Origin of the sequence: Streptomyces sp. NPDC005803, from assembly GCF_040630435.1 — a bacterium.
In the GTDB taxonomy this organism is placed as follows: domain Bacteria; phylum Actinomycetota; class Actinomycetes; order Streptomycetales; family Streptomycetaceae; genus Streptomyces.
Window position 1 is genome coordinate 132809 of sequence record NZ_JBEXXO010000002.1, and the last position, 18024, is coordinate 150832.

The 18024-nt window shown below is 69.5% G+C and carries 15 protein-coding genes; 6 read left to right on the forward strand and 9 right to left on the reverse strand.

From position 1 onward, the window contains the following. Positions 1–3: 3 nt before the first annotated feature. The 9 genes from ABZ454_RS03280 to ABZ454_RS03320 form a co-directional block, all read right to left on the reverse strand. On the reverse strand, positions 4–873 hold the full coding sequence (locus tag ABZ454_RS03280; protein ID WP_359535855.1) for a shikimate dehydrogenase: 870 nt from the start codon (positions 871–873) through the stop codon (positions 4–6). Then, positions 870–1055, reverse strand: a complete 186-nt coding sequence (locus ABZ454_RS03285) for a type II 3-dehydroquinate dehydratase (RefSeq protein WP_359535856.1) — start codon at positions 1053–1055, stop codon at positions 870–872. Before ABZ454_RS03285 ends, ABZ454_RS03280 begins: the two co-directional genes overlap by 4 nt. After that, a complete protein-coding gene (locus ABZ454_RS03290; RefSeq protein ID WP_359535857.1) occupies positions 1052–2767 on the reverse strand; it encodes an FAD-dependent oxidoreductase in 1716 nt (571 codons plus the stop codon). Before ABZ454_RS03290 ends, ABZ454_RS03285 begins: the two co-directional genes overlap by 4 nt. A gap of 191 nt (positions 2768–2958) precedes the next feature. Then, positions 2959–3711: an ABC transporter ATP-binding protein gene (locus ABZ454_RS03295; protein WP_356314752.1), complete on the reverse strand. Its 753-nt coding sequence runs from the start codon at positions 3709–3711 to the stop codon at positions 2959–2961. Beyond that, on the reverse strand, positions 3708–5543 hold the full coding sequence (locus ABZ454_RS03300; protein WP_359535858.1) for a branched-chain amino acid ABC transporter ATP-binding protein/permease: 1836 nt from the start codon (positions 5541–5543) through the stop codon (positions 3708–3710). Before ABZ454_RS03300 ends, ABZ454_RS03295 begins: the two co-directional genes overlap by 4 nt. Then, positions 5540–6409, reverse strand: coding sequence for a branched-chain amino acid ABC transporter permease (locus ABZ454_RS03305; RefSeq protein WP_356314758.1), 870 nt, complete (start codon positions 6407–6409; stop codon positions 5540–5542). The genes ABZ454_RS03300 and ABZ454_RS03305 overlap by 4 nt, the downstream gene beginning before the upstream one ends. A 67-nt stretch (positions 6410–6476) precedes the next feature. Beyond that, complete coding sequence (locus ABZ454_RS03310; protein ID WP_356314761.1) at positions 6477–7631, reverse strand: ABC transporter substrate-binding protein; 1155 nt, start codon at positions 7629–7631, stop codon at positions 6477–6479. Between the two features lie 5 nt (positions 7632–7636). Beyond that, positions 7637–9385, reverse strand: coding sequence for a thiamine pyrophosphate-binding protein (locus tag ABZ454_RS03315; protein ID WP_359535859.1), 1749 nt, complete (start codon positions 9383–9385; stop codon positions 7637–7639). Further along, entirely contained in the window at positions 9382–10884 is a 1503-nt protein-coding gene (locus tag ABZ454_RS03320; RefSeq protein WP_359535860.1) for an aldehyde dehydrogenase family protein, read from the reverse strand. Before ABZ454_RS03320 ends, ABZ454_RS03315 begins: the two co-directional genes overlap by 4 nt. A 212-nt stretch (positions 10885–11096) precedes the next feature. On the opposite strand from ABZ454_RS03320, the gene ABZ454_RS03325 reads away from it, so the two are divergent. The 6 genes from ABZ454_RS03325 (at position 11097) to pqqA (ending at position 18016) form a co-directional block, all read left to right on the forward strand. Further along, positions 11097–11864, forward strand: coding sequence for an IclR family transcriptional regulator (locus tag ABZ454_RS03325; RefSeq protein WP_356314770.1), 768 nt, complete (start codon positions 11097–11099; stop codon positions 11862–11864). Positions 11865–11919: 55 nt separating this feature from the next. Continuing rightward, on the forward strand, positions 11920–13119 hold the full coding sequence (locus tag ABZ454_RS03330) for a CoA transferase (protein ID WP_359535861.1): 1200 nt from the start codon (positions 11920–11922) through the stop codon (positions 13117–13119). Continuing rightward, the gene (locus ABZ454_RS03335; protein ID WP_359535862.1) at positions 13116–13958 is read left to right on the forward strand and encodes a citryl-CoA lyase; all 843 of its coding nucleotides are present in this window, start codon (positions 13116–13118) and stop codon (positions 13956–13958) included. Before ABZ454_RS03330 ends, ABZ454_RS03335 begins: the two co-directional genes overlap by 4 nt. 181 nt (positions 13959–14139) lie before the next feature. Continuing rightward, positions 14140–16290, forward strand: a complete 2151-nt coding sequence (locus tag ABZ454_RS03340; RefSeq protein ID WP_359535863.1) for a PQQ-binding-like beta-propeller repeat protein — start codon at positions 14140–14142, stop codon at positions 16288–16290. A 283-nt stretch (positions 16291–16573) separates the two neighbouring features. Next, positions 16574–17566 carry a ThuA domain-containing protein gene (locus tag ABZ454_RS03345; protein ID WP_359535864.1) on the forward strand — a complete coding sequence of 331 codons (993 nt, stop codon included), beginning with the start codon at positions 16574–16576 and terminating at the stop codon, positions 17564–17566. Positions 17567–17884: 318 nt separating this feature from the next. Next, a complete protein-coding gene (pqqA, locus tag ABZ454_RS03350) occupies positions 17885–18016 on the forward strand; it encodes a pyrroloquinoline quinone precursor peptide PqqA (protein ID WP_356314785.1) in 132 nt (43 codons plus the stop codon). Positions 18017–18024 lie beyond the last annotated feature (8 nt).

An 18024-nucleotide genomic window follows, 5' to 3' on the forward strand; every position in this document is an offset into this window, starting at 1 on the left:
TGCCTAGGCGGCGACGAGGGTGGCCATGTGGGCGAGCATCCGGTCGGAATCGGGTCGGCGTCCGGTGAACAGCTCGAACGCGTGCGCGGCCTGGTGGACGGCCATGCCGCCGCCGTCCAGCGTGCGGCAGCCGACCGCCCGTGCGTGACGCAACAGTTCCGTGTCGAGCGGCCGGTACACGACGTCGGCGACCCAGAGCCCCGGATGCAGCAGCTCGGCGGGGAACGGCAGTCCTGGGTGGTGGGCCATGCCCGTCGGGGTGGCGTGCACCAGTCCGTCCGCCTTCGCGAGGAGCGGGGCCAGGTGCGCGCGGGGCGCGGCGCACGCCCGGTCTGCGCCGAACCGGACGGCAAGGCCGGTGGCCAGCTCTGCGGCCCGGCCGGGGTCTGCATCGACCAGGGTGAGCCGCTCCGCCCCCAGGGTGAGCATGGCGTGCGCCACCGCGGCTCCCGCGCCGCCCGCCCCGAGTTGCACGACCCGTCCGATCGGAGCGTCCTCCATACCCCGGGCGAACGACTCGGCGAAGCCGCTCCAGTCGGTGTTGTGTCCGCGGGAGCTGCCGTCGGGGCCGAACACCACGGTGTTCACCGCGCCGAGCGCCCTGGCGTCTTCGGACAGGCCGTCGAGGTGCGGGATGACCGTCTGCTTGCCCGGATAGGTGATGTTGAGTCCGTCGTATCCCAGCCTGCCCGCTGTGCGAACGAGGGCGCCCACGTCGTCGGCGCCGAGGCCGAGCCGGTCGAGGTCGATGGTGCGGTAGACGAGGCGCAGACCGTGATGGCCGGCCTCCCGTTCGTGGAGCGCGGGGCTGAGGGAGGGGCCGATGCCGGACCCGATGAGCCCGACGAGGTACGAGGACGTGGTCGCGGTCATGCGGTGCTCTTCTCCCCGAGGTGGGCGATGTGGGTGAGTGCGAGGGCGTACTCGTGGATCCCGGTGCCTGCGATCACGGCGTCCGCGACCTCCGCGACGTGAGACCGCTGCCGGTACTCCTCGCGCTGGTGACGACGACGGCATGAGCTCTCCCTGACGCGCGTCTCCGGGTGGTCGGTCACGGTCGATCGAGTCGTGACAGCGAGCCTGCCGCGTGGCGGGCGGCCAGGTATCCGAAGGTGAGGGCGGCGCCGATCTGGCACCCCGCTCCCGGGTACTCCGATGCCATCGGGGAGTTCGCGTCATTGCCGCATGCGTACAGTCCGGGGGCCGCGTTGCCGTGTTCGTCGAGGACCCGTGCCTCGGCGTCCGTCTTGAGTCCCAGTGAGGTCGCCAGCGGGGTCGGGACCACCGCGATGGCGTAGTACGGTGCTCGCTCGATCGGGCCGAGGTTGACGTTCGGTGTGTGGGCCGGATCGCCGTACTGATGCCCGTAGGGGTGTTGTCCCTTTCCGAACTCCTCGTCGACGCCGGAACGCGCGTAGAGGTTGCTGTCGGCGAGGGTGCGGGCGAGACCGGCGGGGTCGACCTCGATCGCGGCTGCGAGCTCGCGCACCGAATCCCCCGTGCGCAGGTAGCCGGAACGGATGTGCCGCTCGAGAAACGGGCGCGGGGTGTGTGGGCGGATCATCCCGAGTCCGTACGCGGCCAGGGTGCGCGCATCGGTCACGAGCCACGCCGGGATCGTCGGTACGGACGCGTGCGCTTCGTACATGGCGCGGACGAAGCGGTGGTAGGACACCGACTCGTCCACGAAGCGGCGTCCTGCGGAGTTGACCGCGATGATCCCGGGTTTGGCCCGGTCCCAGATGTGAGGGAAGACCGCGGTGGAGCCGTCCCTGCGGCGGCCGACGGAACTCGGGAACCACAGGGCGTTGTCGCCGCTGGACTCCGCGAGCGCACCGCCGACCCTTCCGGCGAGAGCGATGGAGTCTCCGGTGGCCCCTTCCGCCGCGCGGGTGAACTGCGGTGTCGGCGAGGGCAGGTGGCGGGCGCGCAGTTCCGGGCTGGCGGAGAACCCGCCGGCGGCGAGGACCACACCCGCCCGGGCGGCGATCCGGATCGTACGTCCCCGCTGAGAGACGACCGCGCCCACCACGCGGCCGGTGGCGTCCGCGACCAGTTCGGTGGCTCGTGCGGTGAACCACACATCGCCGCGGAGGCGCAGAAGCCGGTGATAGAGGTTCGCCGTGAGTGCGTTGCCCATGGCGAGCCGCGTTCCCCGGGGGTAGCGGAGCATGTCCACTGCCCACCGGGCCCCGAGGCGCAGCGCTGTGGCCATGCCGCGCGCCGATCCGCGGAAGACGGTGAGCAGGTCGTTCACCTCCGATCGGCGGACCATGAGGGTGCCGTAGAAGAGTGCGAATTCCGGTACGGGAGGGCGGATACGGCCGAAGCGGGCTCTGCCGAGCCGGCGTCCGTCGAACGTCTGGGGTTCGAGTGCCCGCCCGGTGCCGCAGCCCGGTGTCCCGGGGTAGTAGTCGACGGCCGTCGCGGAGTGCCGGAACCCGACCCCGATCCGTTCCAGGTAGTCGATCACTTGGGGGCCGTGTGCGAGGTAGCTCTCCCGCAGTTCCTTCGGAGCCTTGTCACCGACGAGGGCGTCCAGGTACCTCCGGGCTGCGGCGCTGTCCGCTGCGGGATCCTCCTGGTGGTGGTGGCCGGGGATCCAGGCTGTGCCGGCCGAGTAGGCAGTGGTGCCTCCGAGCCATTCGGTCTTCTCCAGCACGAGGACGCCGAGGCCCTCCTGGGCGCCGACGACAGCGGCACCGAGGCCGCCCGCGCCGGAGCCGACGACGAGGAGGTCGACGTGGTGGTCCCAGTGGTCGGTCATGGTGTGCTCCCTGTCGAGGGTGCCGGGCAGCGGCGTAGCTCCGTGGCGGCGGAGCCGGCTGGCAAAGGAACCCGTCCACTTGGGCGTGAGCTTGCGACCTGAGTTCCTCCACCAGCCGCTTTCCCGGCGGCCGGTCGAGGTTCAGTCCGCAAGGATGTTCCGCCGCGACGGCGGACCGGGCGCGGGCCCGCTCATAGCCCGAGGTAGATCTGGCGGACTCGCTCGTCGTGCGCGAGGTCTTCGGAGGTGCCGGACATCGCCACCGAGCCGTTCTCCATCACGAGGCAGTGGCTCGTGACCCCGAAGGTCAGCTTGGCGTTCTGTTCGACCAGCAGGAGACCGAGCCCTTCGCCTCGCAGCCGGACGAGGATGTCCAGGACGTTCTCGATGAGCTTCGGTGAGAGTCCCATCGAGGGTTCGTCCAGCAGGAGCAGCCTGGGCCGGGACATGAGCGCCCGGCCGATGGCCAGCATCTGCTGCTGCCCGCCCGACAGGTCGCCGGCCGCCCGGCCACGGAAGTCCCGCAGGATGGGGAACAGGTCGTACACGTGCGCGAGGGTGTCTCGCGTTTCTCCCTTCCATGACCGGTGGTAGGCGCCGAGCATCAGGTTCTTCTCGACGGAGAGCCCGGGGAAGACGTGCCGCCCCTCCGGGACGTAGCCCACCCCGTGCCGGACCATGTCCCTGGCTCGGACCTTGCTGAGATCGGTGTCGCCGAGGGTGATCCGGCCGCTGCTGCGCGGGATGAGCCCCATGAGTGCCTTGAGCGTGGACGTCTTGCCGGCGCCGTTCGAGCCGATGATTCCCATGGACTCACCGGGGGCGACGCTCAGTGCTACCGATCGGACCGCGCAGACTCCCCCGTAGTGGACGGTCAGGTCGGTGACGGCGAGGCTGTCGGTGCCGGTGCCGGCCGTGGAAGGCCCGGTAGCGGTGGTCGTCATAGCGAAACCTCCGGTGCGACGCGAACGGGCAGGCCGGCCGGTGCCGAGTCGCCGAGGTACGCCTCTATGACCTCGGGTGTGGCCGCCACTTCGGCGGGTGTGCCCTCGGCGATGACGGTGCCGGTCGCGAGGACGGTGATCCGTTCGCACAGCGACATGACCAGTCCCATGTTGTGCTCGATGAGGACGACGGTGACGCCCTGGTCGCGGATGGAGCGGACGATGGCCGAGAGCTGTCCGACCTCCTCCCCGTTCAGACCCGCTGCCGGCTCGTCCAGGAGGAGCAGAGCGGGCCGTCCCGCCATGGCCCGCGCGATCTCGATGCGGCGCTGGATGCCGTACGGGAGCGACTGCGGGTGTGCGTCCGCGAAAGCGGTCAGTCCGTACTCCTTCAGGATGCGGTCCGCCTCGGCCTGCAACCGCTGCTCGCCCGACAGGACGCCGACGGGCCACACGGCGTACTGCCAGACCGTTGAGGTACGTGAGCGGTCGAGGACGACGAGGATGTTCTCGCGGACCGTCATCTGTGAGAAGAGGCGAAGGTTCTGGAAGGTGCGTGCCATTCCGGCCAGGGACAGCTGGTACGGGCGTGCCCGGCCGATGTCGCGGCCGACGCCGGCGACGCGGCCTTCGGAGGGTCGGTACAGCCCGCTGATCACGTTGAACAGGGTGGTCTTGCCGGACCCGTTGGGGCCGACGATGCCACGGATCTCTCCCTGTTCCACGGTGAGGGTCACGTCGTTGAGCGCGGTCAGCGCACCGAACCGCTTGGTGACGTGGCTGATCTCCAGGGCCGGCCCGCTGTCGGTGTCCCTGGGGGACGTGTGGTCCGCGGGGACGGCGTCGGGCAGGTAGGGCCCCAGCTCCGCGGCGCGCACGTCATCGCTCTTCCTGCGGCGGCTGATCGCTTCCCGGATTCGTTCGGGGATCCCGGCGATGCCGGTGGGGGCGAATACCACCATCAGGACGACGACGATGCCGTATCCGAGCTGGGCGTAGACGGCGAAGTCGACGAGGGCCTCGCGGATGAGCACGAGGCCGACCGCGCCGACCACGCATCCGACGAGGCTGCGCCGGCCGCCGATGATGACCATGGCCAGCAGCAGGAACATGTTGCCGAGGCTGAAGGTCTCGGGGGCCACGTACCGGATGAGTCCGGCGTAGAGGATGCCGGCCACTCCGCCGTAGGTGCTGGCGAGGAGGAACGCGGTCATCCGCAGGAGTGGGATCTCCGCGCCCATGGCACCGGCGGCGAGTGCGTCGTCGCGCATCGCGCGCAGCCTGCGTCCGAGCCGGGTCCGCACCACGAAGGTACCGAAGGCGAGCGCGAGCCCGAAGACCACGATCTCCAGGTAGTAGTACATGTACTCGTCGGCGAGATCGATCCCGAAGAGCGGCGGGACGGGGATGCCCGAGATGCCGTCCGCTCCCCCGGTGATCTTCGCGTTGGTGATCCAGTTGACGAATCCCAGAGCGAGGCCGAGCGTGACGATGCCGAGGTAGTGGGACTGCATGCGCAGGGCCGGCAGGCCCACCAGCAGACCCACCAGCATCGTGGTGACAATGCCAAGGATCGCGGCGGTCCAGAAGCCGTATCCGGAGTGGGTGGTGAGGATGGCGGTGGTGTAGGCCCCGACGCCGAAGAAGGCCACTTGGGCGAGGTTGATCTGACCCGCGACGCCCATGACGAGACCCATGCCTATGGCGAGGAGCGCGAAGATGATCGCGATGTCGACCACGTGGATCGAGTAGCTGTTCAGGCCGTACGGCAGCGCATAGGCCACTACGCACGCCAGCAGGATGAGCGCCGGCTTCGATTTGAGGATGCTCATGCCCGGCTCACCGTCCTCTCGCCGAAGATGCCGGTCGGGCGGATCATGATGGCCGCGGTGAAGACCAGGAAGGTGACCAGGACGCTGTAGCCCTGGAAGTGGTCGCCCGCATAGGAGTCCAGGACCCCGATGGCCAGGCCGCCCACCACCGCCCCGGGTATGCTCCCGAATCCGCCGAGCATGGCCGCGGCGAAGCCCTTGACTCCCAGGGCGCCGCCGAGGGTCGCGTCGACGTAGAGCATGGGTCCGGCGAGGCTGCCTGCGAGGGCCGCGATTCCGGCGCCGATCGCGAAGGCGAGGGCGTTGCTGCGGCCCACGTGGATGCCGACGGCGGTCGCTGCCTCGTGGTCCATGGCCACCGCCTGCATGGCGGCCCCCGGCTTGGTGCGCTGGAGGAACAGGGTGAGCAGGACCACGGATACGGCGGTGATGGCGATGACCATCAGGTCGTACGTGCGGATGCGGATCCCCATGAGTTCCAGGGGGCCGGAGGTGATCGGCGAGGGCATGGCCCGGCCGGTGGTCCCCCAGATGAGCGTGGCGGCAGCCTGGAGGACGGTGCCGAAGCCGATGGTGCCGATCAGCATCAGGTCGAAGTCCTTGTTCTCCAGCGGGCGCAGGACCCGCTCGATGACCAGACCGATGATGCCGGTGACGACGATGGAGATGACGATGGCCGCCGCGAACGGCACGTGCGAGGTGAGGTAGAACGTGGAGCAGGCGTAGGCGCCGATCATCGCGACGTCGGCGTGGGCGAAGTTGACGAGGCCCATGGTGCGGTAGACGACGGAGAAGCCGACAGCGATCAGGGCGTAGATGGCGCCCAGGCTGAGACCTCCGACGAGGGTTTGCAGAGTGACTTGCATGGTGGCTCCCTGAAGCCGGTGCGGCGCCCGGCTTTCGGCTCGACGGGCTGACTGAGCGGGACGGCCCTTACTGAGCGGCGGAGAGCTTTCCGTCCTGGATGATGCCGATGGTGGTCTTGAAGATGCCGACGCCGCTCTCGTCGTAGGCGAAGTTGCCGAGCAGACCCTGGTACTTGGTGGCCCGGATCTCGTCGGCGAGCTTCTTGCCGGTGGCGACGCCGCTGTTCTTCAGCGCGGTGAGCACGATGTTGGTGCCGTCGTACGCCTTGGCTCCGTGCAGTTCGGCGTCCTTGCCGTACTCGGCCTTGTACGCGGTGGCGAAGGCGCGGCTGGCGTCGCTGATGTCGTTGCTGAGGTAGGGCGAACTGACGATGGTGTTCTCGGCGTTCTTGGCGCCTGCCGTCTCGATGAAGACCGGTGTGCCCTGCGGTGCGGCGCCGGCGAACGGGGCGGTGATGCCGAGGTCGCGGGCCTGCTTCACGATGAGTCCGGCTTCGACTTCCTCGGAGCCGATGAAGATGGCGTCGGGCTTGGACTGCCGGATGCGCGAGAGGGAGGCGCTGAAGTCCTTCTGGTCGGTGGTGACGACCTGGTCGGTGACGGGGGTGATGCCCGCCTCCTTGAGCGCGGCGGTGAAGGCGTCGTGCTCGCCCTTGCCGTAGGAGCCGTTGTTGGAGATCATCGCGATCTTCTTGAACTTCTTGGTGGTGACCAGGTAGTCGGCCAGCGTGGAGTCGTAGGTGGTGCTGGTGGGCCCGTTGAGGAAGAGGAAGGGGCTCTTGACGTCGACGAGGGCGGTGGCCTGGCCGGAGGTGATGTTGGGGATCTCCGCCTGCTTGAGGATGGGGGCCATGGCCACGGTGACCGCGCTCTCCGCGGTGCCGATCATCGCCGTGTAGTTCCCGCTGTCCAGTTTGCGCGCGATGTTGGTGCCGGTGGTGGGGTCGCCCTGGTCGTCGAAGACCGTCAGCTCGATCTTGCGGCCGTCGATGCCGCCCTTCTTGTTCCACTCCTTGACCGCGAGCTTGGCGCCCTTGGCCTCCCAGTCGCCCAGCGAGGCGAGCTGACCGCTCTGGGCGTCCACCACGGCGATCTTGATGGGTCCGCTGCTGTCGGCGTCGTCCGAGGATGAGTCGCCGGGGGCGCTGCACGCGGCGGCGGCAAGGAGGACACCGAGGGCGGCGGCCGGAACGGTGAAGGTGCTGCGGGTTCTTGCGCGCATGGGAATCATCCTTCGTCGGGGAAGTTGCCGTGGTAGATGTCGTTGATGTTCCAGTGGCCGGGTGTGGGAACCGGCTCGTTGACCATGGGGATGTCGATGACCGCGGGCCGGCGTCGCTCCACCGCGGTGGCGAGTACCTTCGCCAGTTCCTCGGCAGAGGTCACCTCGTAGCCGTCGGCGCCGCAGGACCTTCCGTAGGCGGCGAAGTCGGGACTGTAGGGCTTGCCGTCCGGGCCGGTGAAGTCGCATCCGTATCCCCGGCCGTAGTTCGAGCGCTGGAGGTCGGAGATGGTGCCGTGGGCGCGGTTGTTCATGACGGCGAAGATGACCGGCAGGCCCTGTTCCACCGCCATCGGCACGGCCGGGAGCTGCGCGCTCATCCCGCCGTCGCCGATGAGGGCGACCACGGTGCGCTGCGGCTGCGCCATCTGGACACCGACCGCTGCGGCGGGGCCGAAGCCCATGGTCGACGCACCGCCGGGGGTGATGAACCTGCCCTCGGGCGGCAGGTCGTAGGACTGGGCGACGCCGTTCTTGTTCCAGCCGACGTCGGTGACCAGGATCGCGTCGGCGGGGAGGCAGGCTCGGAGATCGGCGAGGATGCGCTGGGGGCGCAGCGGAAAGTTGTCGCTCGCTCCGTTCTCCGTTGCCAGGTCGAAGAGTTCGGCCCTGCTGACGGCGATGGTCTCGCGGAGTCCCGGACGGGTCAGGGGCTCAGGTCGCAGCCTCCGGACGGCTGCCTCGATGGCGCGCACGGAGTGGCCGACGTCGGCGACGGCCCCGATCTCGACCGGGTAGTTGCGGCCGATCTCGGCGGGGTCGATGTCGATCTGGATGAGCTTGCTGGGCGGGAAGTTCCAGGTGTAGGCGGGGTCCCAGGAGCTCGCGTCGGTCTCCGCGAAGCGGGTGGCGAGGGCCAGCACCAGGTCGGCGTCCTTGGTGTGGGCGTGGGTGGAGTCCAGGCCCCAGAAGCCGGGCATGCCGAGCAGCAGCGGGTGCCGGTCGGGAAGGGCGCCCTTGCCCATCAGTGAGTGGGCGAGGGGGATGTCGAGGTGCTCGGCGAGGGTGAGCAGGGCCTGCTTGGCCTCGGGGGCGCGCAGGCCGCCGCCGAAGTAGATGAGGGGGCGCTCGGCGTCCAGCAGTGCCTGGGCGATGCGGGTGGCGGTGTCCTCGGCGAGGCCGGGAAGGGCGCTGTCGGGTATCGCGTGCGATCCGGGGGCGTACGGCTCGACCTGCCGCGAGAAGAGGTCCATGGGCACGTTGACGAGGACGGCGCCGGGCCGGCCCGAGGTCGCGGTCCAGAATGCGCGCTCCACGGTGCGGTGGAGGTCGAAGGTGCGCTGGACGGGCCAGGCGCGCTTGCAGAACGGCCGGTAGATCGCGGTCTGGTCGGCGTCCGCGTGGAGGTTGACCTCCTGGTGCGGGTGGCGGCCGTAGTAGTAGGAGGGGATGTCGCCGGAGATGACCACGAGCGGGACGGAGTCCATGGCGGCCGTGGCGACACCGGTGACCGCGTTCATCATGCCGGGGCCGACGTGGGTGAGCAGGACGCCGGGCTTGCCCGAGGCGCGGGCGTAGCCGTCGGCGGCGTGGGCCGCGGCCTGCTCGTGCCGGGCGATGACGAAGTGGATGGGGCTGGGCCCGAGTGCGTCGAGGAGCGCGATGTTGGTGTGCCCGCAGGTGCCGAAGACGTACTCGACGCCGTACGATTCCAGTTGCGTGACGAGGGCTTCAGCGGCGGTAACGGTGGTCACTGGTTCTCTTTCGTGAGGTCGTGGCGTTCGCCCCAGATGGACAGGCCGCGGAGCATGAGGGTCTTGACGACCGTGTAGTCGTCGATGAGCCAGCGCGGCGACTCGCGTCCGAATCCGGAGTCCTTCACGCCGCCGAACGGGATGTGGTCGAGGCGGAAGTTCGACGTTCCGTTGACGATGAGTCCGCCCACTTCCAGGCGGCGCCAGGCGGTGAAGATGCGCTTGATGTCGTGGGTGAAGAGACCGGCCTGCAGCCCGTAGCGGCTGGCGTTGCACTCGCCGAGGACCGTGTCGAAGTCGTCGTAGGGCATCACGGCGACGAGCGCGCCGAAGACCTCATGGGCGACGACCGAGGCGTGGGCGGGTGGGCCGGCGATGATGGTCGGGGTTGCCGTGGCCCCGTTGCGGGTTCCGCCCCGCAGCACGGTGGCTCCCAGTTCAGCGGCTTCGGCCGACCAGCGGACCACCCGGTCCGCCGCGTCGTCGTCGACCATGGAGCCGATGTCGGTGGCCGGGTCCATGGGGTCGCCGATGACCAGCTTGTCGACGGCTGCGGCAAACGCGTCCAGGAAGTCCGTGTACAGACTGCGGTGGACGTAGACCCGCTGGACGGAGATGCAGCTCTGCCCGGAGTTGCTGTATCCGGTGCGGGCCGCCGCCTTGGCCGCGGCCTCGATGTCGGCGTCCTCGCAGATGATGGTGGCCGCGTTGCCGCCGAGTTCGAGGGCGAGCCGCTTGGCGCCGGCGGCACGGGCGACGGCCGCGCCGGTGGCGGCGCTGCCGGTGAAGCTGATGACGTCGACCTCTGTGGCCGCGCACAGTGCGGCACCCACGTCACCCCCTCCGTGCAGCAACTGGACTGCCTGGTAGGGCATTCCGCTGTCCAGCAGCAGGGCCACCACGGCCGCCGAGATGGCTGGGGCCTGCGGCGGCGCCTTCACCAGCGTGGTGTTGCCGGCGGCGAAGGAGGCGCCGAGCTTGTGCGCCAGGAGATTGGCCGGGGCGTTGAACGGGGTGATGGCAAGGGCGACGCCGGCGGGAGCGCGGTAGGTGAAGGCACTGTTGCCGACTCCGGTGTCCCAGCCCGCGACCGGCAGGGTCTCTCCGTCGATGCGGCGAGCCTCGGCCGCGCAGACCTCGAAGGTGGAGGCGACCCGCTCGATCTCGATGCGGCTGTCTTTGAGCGGCTTGCCCAGCTCCAGAGCGAGCAGTGTGGCCAGTTGATCGCGGTGGGCCAACGCGGCGGCTGAGGCGCGCTGCAGGATCGCGGCCCGCGCCGCCGGGGCGAGCGAGGCGACCTGGGGCGCGTAACTACGGGCGTCTGCCACGGCCTGGTCGATCTCGGCCGGTAGTGCGGTGGGAGCCCGGCTGACGGTCCGTCGCACATAAGGGCCGGCCCGCTCGGCCCAAGGGCCGTCACCCGACCACGCGCCGGCAAGGAAGGGAAGGGCGTCAACGACTTCTGCGTCGGCAATGGACTTGAGGAGGGCTTCCAGCATCACGTCTCCAGATAAGCCATCTAGCGGTTTTCGTAGACCGCCTTGTGGACTGGCGTGTAACGTACGGGCGCCGGTTGGGGTTGGCAATAGCCCGGGCGAAAGAAGTTGAATCCTGAGGTTTCCCGCCGATTCGGCGCGAGTGCCCCCATGAGCACCCCGGCCCTCCCTGCTCCTGGCCACACTGTCGGCACAGGCCCTACGAAGGAGAAAGCATGGATTCCGATCAAGGACAGAACGGCGTACGCAGTGTGCGCCGGGCCCTGGACATCATGTCGCTGCTGACCGAGGACCAGCCCGTCGTCTCCCTCAGAACGATCGTGGAGGCGACCGGGCTGGCGAAGACGACCGTGGTCCGGCTCGTGCAGACCCTGGAGAGCTACGGACTGCTGTGGTCCACCGACGCGGGCTACACCGCGGGCCCGGGGCTCTGGCGCTGGGCTCACCTCGCCCAGGGCAGCTGGGAGCTGCCGCCGGAGACGACGAAGGCACTGAGGGCGCTGGCAGACCGGCGTGGCGAGACGGCGAACGTGATGATCCGGCGCGACATCCACCGCGTCTGCGTCGCACAGCAGGAGAGCCCCCAGCCGCTGCGCCACGTGGTGCGAGTGGGCGACGAGCTCCCGCTGTGGGCGGGCGCCTCGTCCAAGGTGCTGCTGGCCGGCGCGAGCGACGCCCTGCTGCAGCGGATCGCGGCGGCCTCACCGCACGGCACACCTCACGTGGAGCAGCTTCGGGAATGGATCGACCAGGCCGCACAGCAGGGATACGCCCTCAGCCAGGGCGAGCGCGACGTCGGCCTCACCGCTGTCGCCGTGCCGCTCACCACCTCGTCGGGAGTGGTGGTGGCCGCACTCTCCCTGAGCGGGCCCACCGCGCGCATCACCCAGAACTCGGTCGAGGACTTCGTCCAGGACCTCAAACAGGTGGCTGGACAGATCATGACCCAGGGATTCGACCATCCCCTGGGACCTCGGGGCTGACAACCGTGCCGGACTGCGGCGCCGGTCACCGGCGCCGCGTGAGGAGACACCACCCATGGATGCGCGACCTCTCGACGACATAAGAGTGCTGGACCTGACGAACGTTCTGGCAGGCCCCTACTGCAGTTACCACCTCATGCTCCTGGGGGCGGAGGTCATCAAGATCGAGCGCCCGGGACAGGGCGATCTGGCCCGCAGCCTCGGCCCCGACGCCGATCTCAACCGCGCCGGGATGGGTGCTTCCTTCCTGGCGCAGAACGCGGGCAAGAAGTCCGTGGAACTCGATCTCAAGGATCCGGCGGACCGCCAGGTCTTCGAGGAGATGCTGAGCGGCGCCGACGTCCTCCTGGAGAACTTCCGCGCCGGCGTGCTGTCCCGGATGGGCTACGACCAGGAGCGGCTCGACCAGATCAATCCGCGCCTGGTCTGCTGTTCCATCTCGGGTTTCGGACAGACCGGGCCGATGAGCGACGCGCCCGCCTATGACCAGATCATCCAGGGGCTCTCCGGGATGATGAGCGTCACCGGGACCGTCGACACCGCCCCGCTGCGGGTGGGCTTCCCCGTGTGCGACACGACTGGCGGACTGTCCGCGGCCCTCGCGGTCAGCGCCGCCCTTCTGCACCGGGAACGTACCGGACAGGGCAGCCGGCTGGACGTCTCCATGCTGGAGACGTCCCTGTCGGCCATGGGCTGGGCCGTCTCGAACTATCTGGTGAGCGGTGTTCCCCCGGAGCCGATGGGAGACCAGAACGCCACCGCCGCGCCTTCGGGAACGTTCCGCACCAAGGACGGCCCGCTCAACATCGCGGCCAACCAGCAGCGACAGTTCGAGACCCTGTGCCGGCTGGTCGGCGCCCCGGAACTCGTCACGGACCCCCGGTTCGCCGAACGCGAGGGGCGCAAGGCACACCGCGAGGAGCTCAACTCCGCTCTGAACGAGGCGCTTTCGCAGCGCTCCGCAGCCGAGTGGGAGCAGGTACTGACACCCGCCGGGGTGCCTGCGGCCCGGGTGCTCACGGTCCCGCAGGCCTTGTCCCAGCCACAGCTGCGGCACCGGGGCTTCGTCACCGAGCTGCGAAGGCCCGACGGGTCGGGCGCAGCCCTGCCCGTGCTCGGCAGCGGGGTGCTCTTCGACGGCGAACCGTTCCTGCCCCGTACGCCGCCACCGCTGCTGGGCGAGCACAACTACGAGCGCGAGCAGCTCGCCTCGCGCTGGTCCTCGACCGCCACGAAGGAGGTGACGGGCTCGTGAGTACGTCCCTGTCAGCGCACGACGAAGCCGCACAGTGGTGGGCCACCGCCGTCAGCCACATCGAACCCGGATCCATCGAGCTGCGGGACCGGCCGGTACAGGACCTGATCGGTTCGGTCGGTCTGGTGGACATGATCTGGCTGCTGCTGCGCGGCGACCTCCCCTCCCCCGGACAGTCCGCCCTGCTGGAAGCGGCGCTCGTGGCAGGGGTGGACCACGGGCCGCAGGCACCCTCGATCGCCGCCGCCCGGATGGCCGCGACCTGCGGCGTGGGCCTCAACAACGCGATCGCGACCGGCGTCAACATGCTTGGCGACGTCCACGGCGGTGCGGGCCAGCAGTGTGTCCAGATGCTGGAGGAGATTCGCGCACTCCACCTGGCCGGTGCGCACTGGGACGCTGCCGCTCGTGAGGTCATGACGCTGTGGCAGGCCCGATCCCGCTACCTGCCCGGGTTCGGCCACCGTTTCCATCCGGTCGACCCGCGCCGCGATCCCCTCCTGCGGCTGACCGAGGAGGCTGTCGCCGCCGGGGTCGTCGCGGGCGACCATCTCCAGGCGGCTCTCGCGGTCGAACGCGCTCTGCGCGAGCGTCGTGCCGGTGCCCGCCCCGTACCGATGAACATCGACGGCGCCACGGCCGTCATCTACGGCGAGCTGGGCTTTCCCGCGCCGCTGGCCAGGGGCCTGTTCGTGCTGAGCCGGTCGGTCGGCATCCTGGCCCACGCGTGGGAGGAGACAGGCCAGGGCCGCCGGAACAAGGGCCCCATCCCCCGTTCCGTTCTCCCGGCCCGGCTCAAGCCTGTGGATCCGGCCTCCGCCGAGGAATCCGCGTCATAACCCTTGTCACGCAACTGCGGTGTCCTTAACGTATGGAACCACTTCTCGGGGACCATCGTGCGGGTCATACAAACCGCACAGCGGACCATGATCCGCTTCCCCGCTCTCTCTCCCCCCTCACCTCCAACCGGACCACCAGGTGGACCCGGACTCGGCAGGGGCACGTCACGAAAGAGGGTTCATGGACAGACGCAGTTTCATCGCCAGTGCGGCGGCCGGCACCACCACGGCCGTCGCGCTCCTCAACTCGCCCGCCCATGCGGCCGAACCGCACAGCGGAACGCTGGCCCTGCCCGTCCCGAAACAGGCGTTCAAGCCGACGGACCGCGACTTCCCCAAGGCCGGCGGCAACCTGGCCAACCAGAACTACTCAGCCCTCAAGAAGATCACCCCGCGCAACGTGAGGCAGCTCGGCGGCGCCTGGCACATCAACCTGGAGGGCGGCGACACCGGCCGCGCCCAGCAATGCGCCGTCGTGGCCCAGGACGGCGTCCTGTACATCGCCACCACCCAGCAGAACATCTTCGCCGTCAACGGGCGTACCGGCGCCGTCAAATGGAAGACGAACGTCGGCAGCGAGACGACCAACATGCGCGGGGTGGCCCTCGGCCAGGGACTCGCCTTCACCATCTCCGGTGCCAACATCATCTACGCCCTGGACCAACGCACCGGCGCCGTCGTGTGGACCCGGGAAATGCTCATCGAGGACCAGGGCGATCCCGGCTGCGACCCGGCCAGCGGCCAGTGCGGCGGCAGCAAGGGCAGCCTGGCCGGCGCGGTCGTCTACTGGGACGGCATGATCTACGTCGGCACCCAGGGCAGCACCGCCGGCGCCCGCGGCCGCGGCTACGCCTTGAACGCCGCGACCGGCGAAGTCGTCTGGACGTTCTGGGGCACACCCGGCCCCGGCGAGTTCGGCCACGACACCTGGGAAGGCGACACCTGGAAGACCGGGGGCGCGGTCTGCTGGATCCACCCTGCGGTCGACCCCGAACTGGGCCTGGTCTACTGGACGTTCGGCAACCCCTACCCCCGCACCGACGGATCCACCCGGGGCGGCGACAACCTCTTCGCCAACTGCCTGGTGGCCATCGACGCCAAGACGGGGAAGCGGCGCTGGCACTTCCAGTCCGTGCACCACGACATCTGGGATTACGACGGTGTGATGTCGCCCGTGCTCGCGGACATCCAGATCGAGGGACGCAAGCGCAAGGTCGTCGTCTACGGAAGCAAGACCGGGATGTACTACATCCTGGACCGTGCCAGCGGAGACCCGGTGCACGGCATGGAGGAGCGCCCCGTACCGCAGCACGCGGCGCAGAAGACCGCCCCCACCCAGCCCTTTCCCGGCGGCGAGCCCTTCGTCGAGACGGAACCGCGCATCGACAAGGCCACCCGGCCGGTCCCGTTCTACGCCACCGGCGGCCTCTTCGAGGTGCACTGGGACCGGCCGACCATCCTGTATCCGGGCGCGGGCGGCGGTGCGGACTGGTCCTCCCCGTCCTTCAGCCACCGCACCGGGCTGGTGTACGTGGGATACGGGCTGATCAACTCCGCCTACTCCAACACCCATGGCGGCCGGGTCAACACCGCGCGCCCCCTCGGTGAGTACTTCGCCGGCGGAGTCGCCGCAGTGGACCCCCGCACCAACACCGTCTCCTGGCGGCAGGAGGGTGACTGGTCGCTCGCCCACGGGAACGGCGTGCTCAGCACCGCGGGCGGGGTGCTCTTCCAGGGGCGCCCCGACGGTGTCCTGACCGCCATGGACGACGCGAACGGCAAGGAGTTGTGGACCTGGCAGTGCGGCGCCGGCGTCAACACGAGCCCGATGACGTACGAGATCGACGGCGAGCAGTACGTGGCGGTGCTGGCCGGAGGAAACGGTCTGCCCTACCCGGACATCCCGCGCGGCGACCACCTGTGGGCCTTCAAGGTCGGCGGGAAGGTCGGGCCCGCGCCCGCGCCCGTACCTCCCTCCAAGCGCAACCAGATCCGGGCCGCGGCGGTCACCGGCAGCGCGGCGGGCAACACCGTCACGCTGGGCCGCGTCTGGGACAACGCCAAGGGCGCCCCGGGCGCCACCGAGAACCTCGTCTCGCAGAACGCCATGTCACCGCAGCATCTCGTCATCGAACGCGGTACCACGGTGACGTTCACCAACCCCGCGACCAACAAGACCGCCCACGGCGCTGCCGCCTTCTTCGAGGCCGAGTTCGACACCGGCCTGCTGATGCCCGGGGACTCGTACACGCACACCTTCGACACGGCGGGCGAGTTCTTCTACAACGACCCGGTCTCCCCCCAGAGCACGGGCAAGATCGTCGTCTCCTGACCTCGCACTCCCCCGGCCGCACCACGCGGGACGAGTCCGCTCCATCCGCATGCCCCGTCCGCCATCACCCCGGACGCCGCCCGCATGCCCCACCTTTCGGCCGCGACGCCGCACGCGGACGTACGGGCGCATTCACCCCGTCCGGCCAGGCCATGCCCGGCGTGCCCCGCCCCTCCTGCGCGGCGGCCGCCACGGCCGGGCGGCTCACCGCCCGCCCGCAGGCCCCCTCCCTTTCGCCCGGCGCCGCTCCGGCGCGCCATCGACAACAGAAGGAAGCACACCCATGCCAGGAAGAACCCTCCGAGCGAGAGCGCTGAGCACTCGCTCGGCCGTGCTCGCCACATTGGGGGCGACGATCGCCATGGTCGTGGCGCTCATCGCCACCGGCACCCTCAGTTTCGCCCACGGGCGGATCGGCACCGGGGCCGAGGAGCTGGGCGACCCGGACTACGGGGTCTGCCGCGGCCTGGACCCTGACTGCTACCACGACTGGGGCAACTTCGACCCGGCCAAGGGGTACAGGGTCCTGCTGTACACCCACACGGCGGGGCCCCGGCACGCCAACCTCGGTCCCGCGCTGGCGACCGGGCTGAACCCCCCGGTCACCGACGCGAACGTGGTCCAGAAGGCCATGCTCAAGCTGGGCGAGCAGGGCGGCTTCCAGGTCGACTACACCGAGGACGTCACCCAACTCGCTTCCCCGAACACACTGTTCAAGTACAACGCGGTGGTCTTCTTCTCCACCAGCCGCGACGCGCTGGATGACGCCGCCCAGACCTCGCTGCGCCAGTACGTCCGCGGCGGTGGCGGCTTCGTCGGCATCCACAACGCCTTCGGAACCGAGTACAACTGGCCTTGGTACGAGGGCCTGCTGGGCAACGCCAACTTCTACGACCACGGAGCCAACCAGCCCGGCACCGTGCAGACGGTGGAGCGCAGGGACGTCTCCACCAAGGAGTTGCCGACCCGGTGGAACTTCACCGACGAGTGGTACAACCTGGTCCCCGCTCCCACCAGGGTCCGGGTCCTGGCCGAGGTGGACGAGAGCACCCTGACCAAGGGAGTGGCCGGAAACTACAACCACCCCGGCCACGGTGACAACCACCCGGTGGCCTGGTGCCAGTACTACGACGGCGGCCGCTCCTGGGTCACCACGCTGGGCCACGACGCGAAGGAATTCACCACTGACGGCTCCTTCGCGGGAGCGGCCGAGTTCCAGAAGCTCATCACGGGCGGCATCCAGTCCGCAGCGGGCATGAAGCCCTTCTGCAAGTAGCACCGGATGCGGCCTGGCATGCCGATGGCACGGCTGTGCCGCCGTGCCATCGGCATGCCGGCAAGCACGCAACAGCAGGCGAAATCAGTGGCACCCTCCCTCTTGCTCCCGGCCGAGCGCCTGCATAACGTATGAGGCAATCCACCTGACGGGCCACCAAAACCGCTCAGTGGTCGAGAGATGGCTCGTCGCAGCACGCTCCGAGATACACCGCACCCGATGCGCAGCCGGCCACACGCCCCCTGCGCAAGCCCGGTCCGGGCCTCCCCCGCCGATACCCCGGCACCCCGCTTCCGCCTCGCCGAAGGGACACCCGCCATGCTCGACTCCCCCCTCACCCCCGACCAGCAGACCCTCACCGCACCCACCGCCGACGCCTGGGTCACACCGGACTTCACCGTCATCGAAACCGGCATGGAAGTCACCGCCTACTACCTCAACGACCTCTAGAAGAAGCC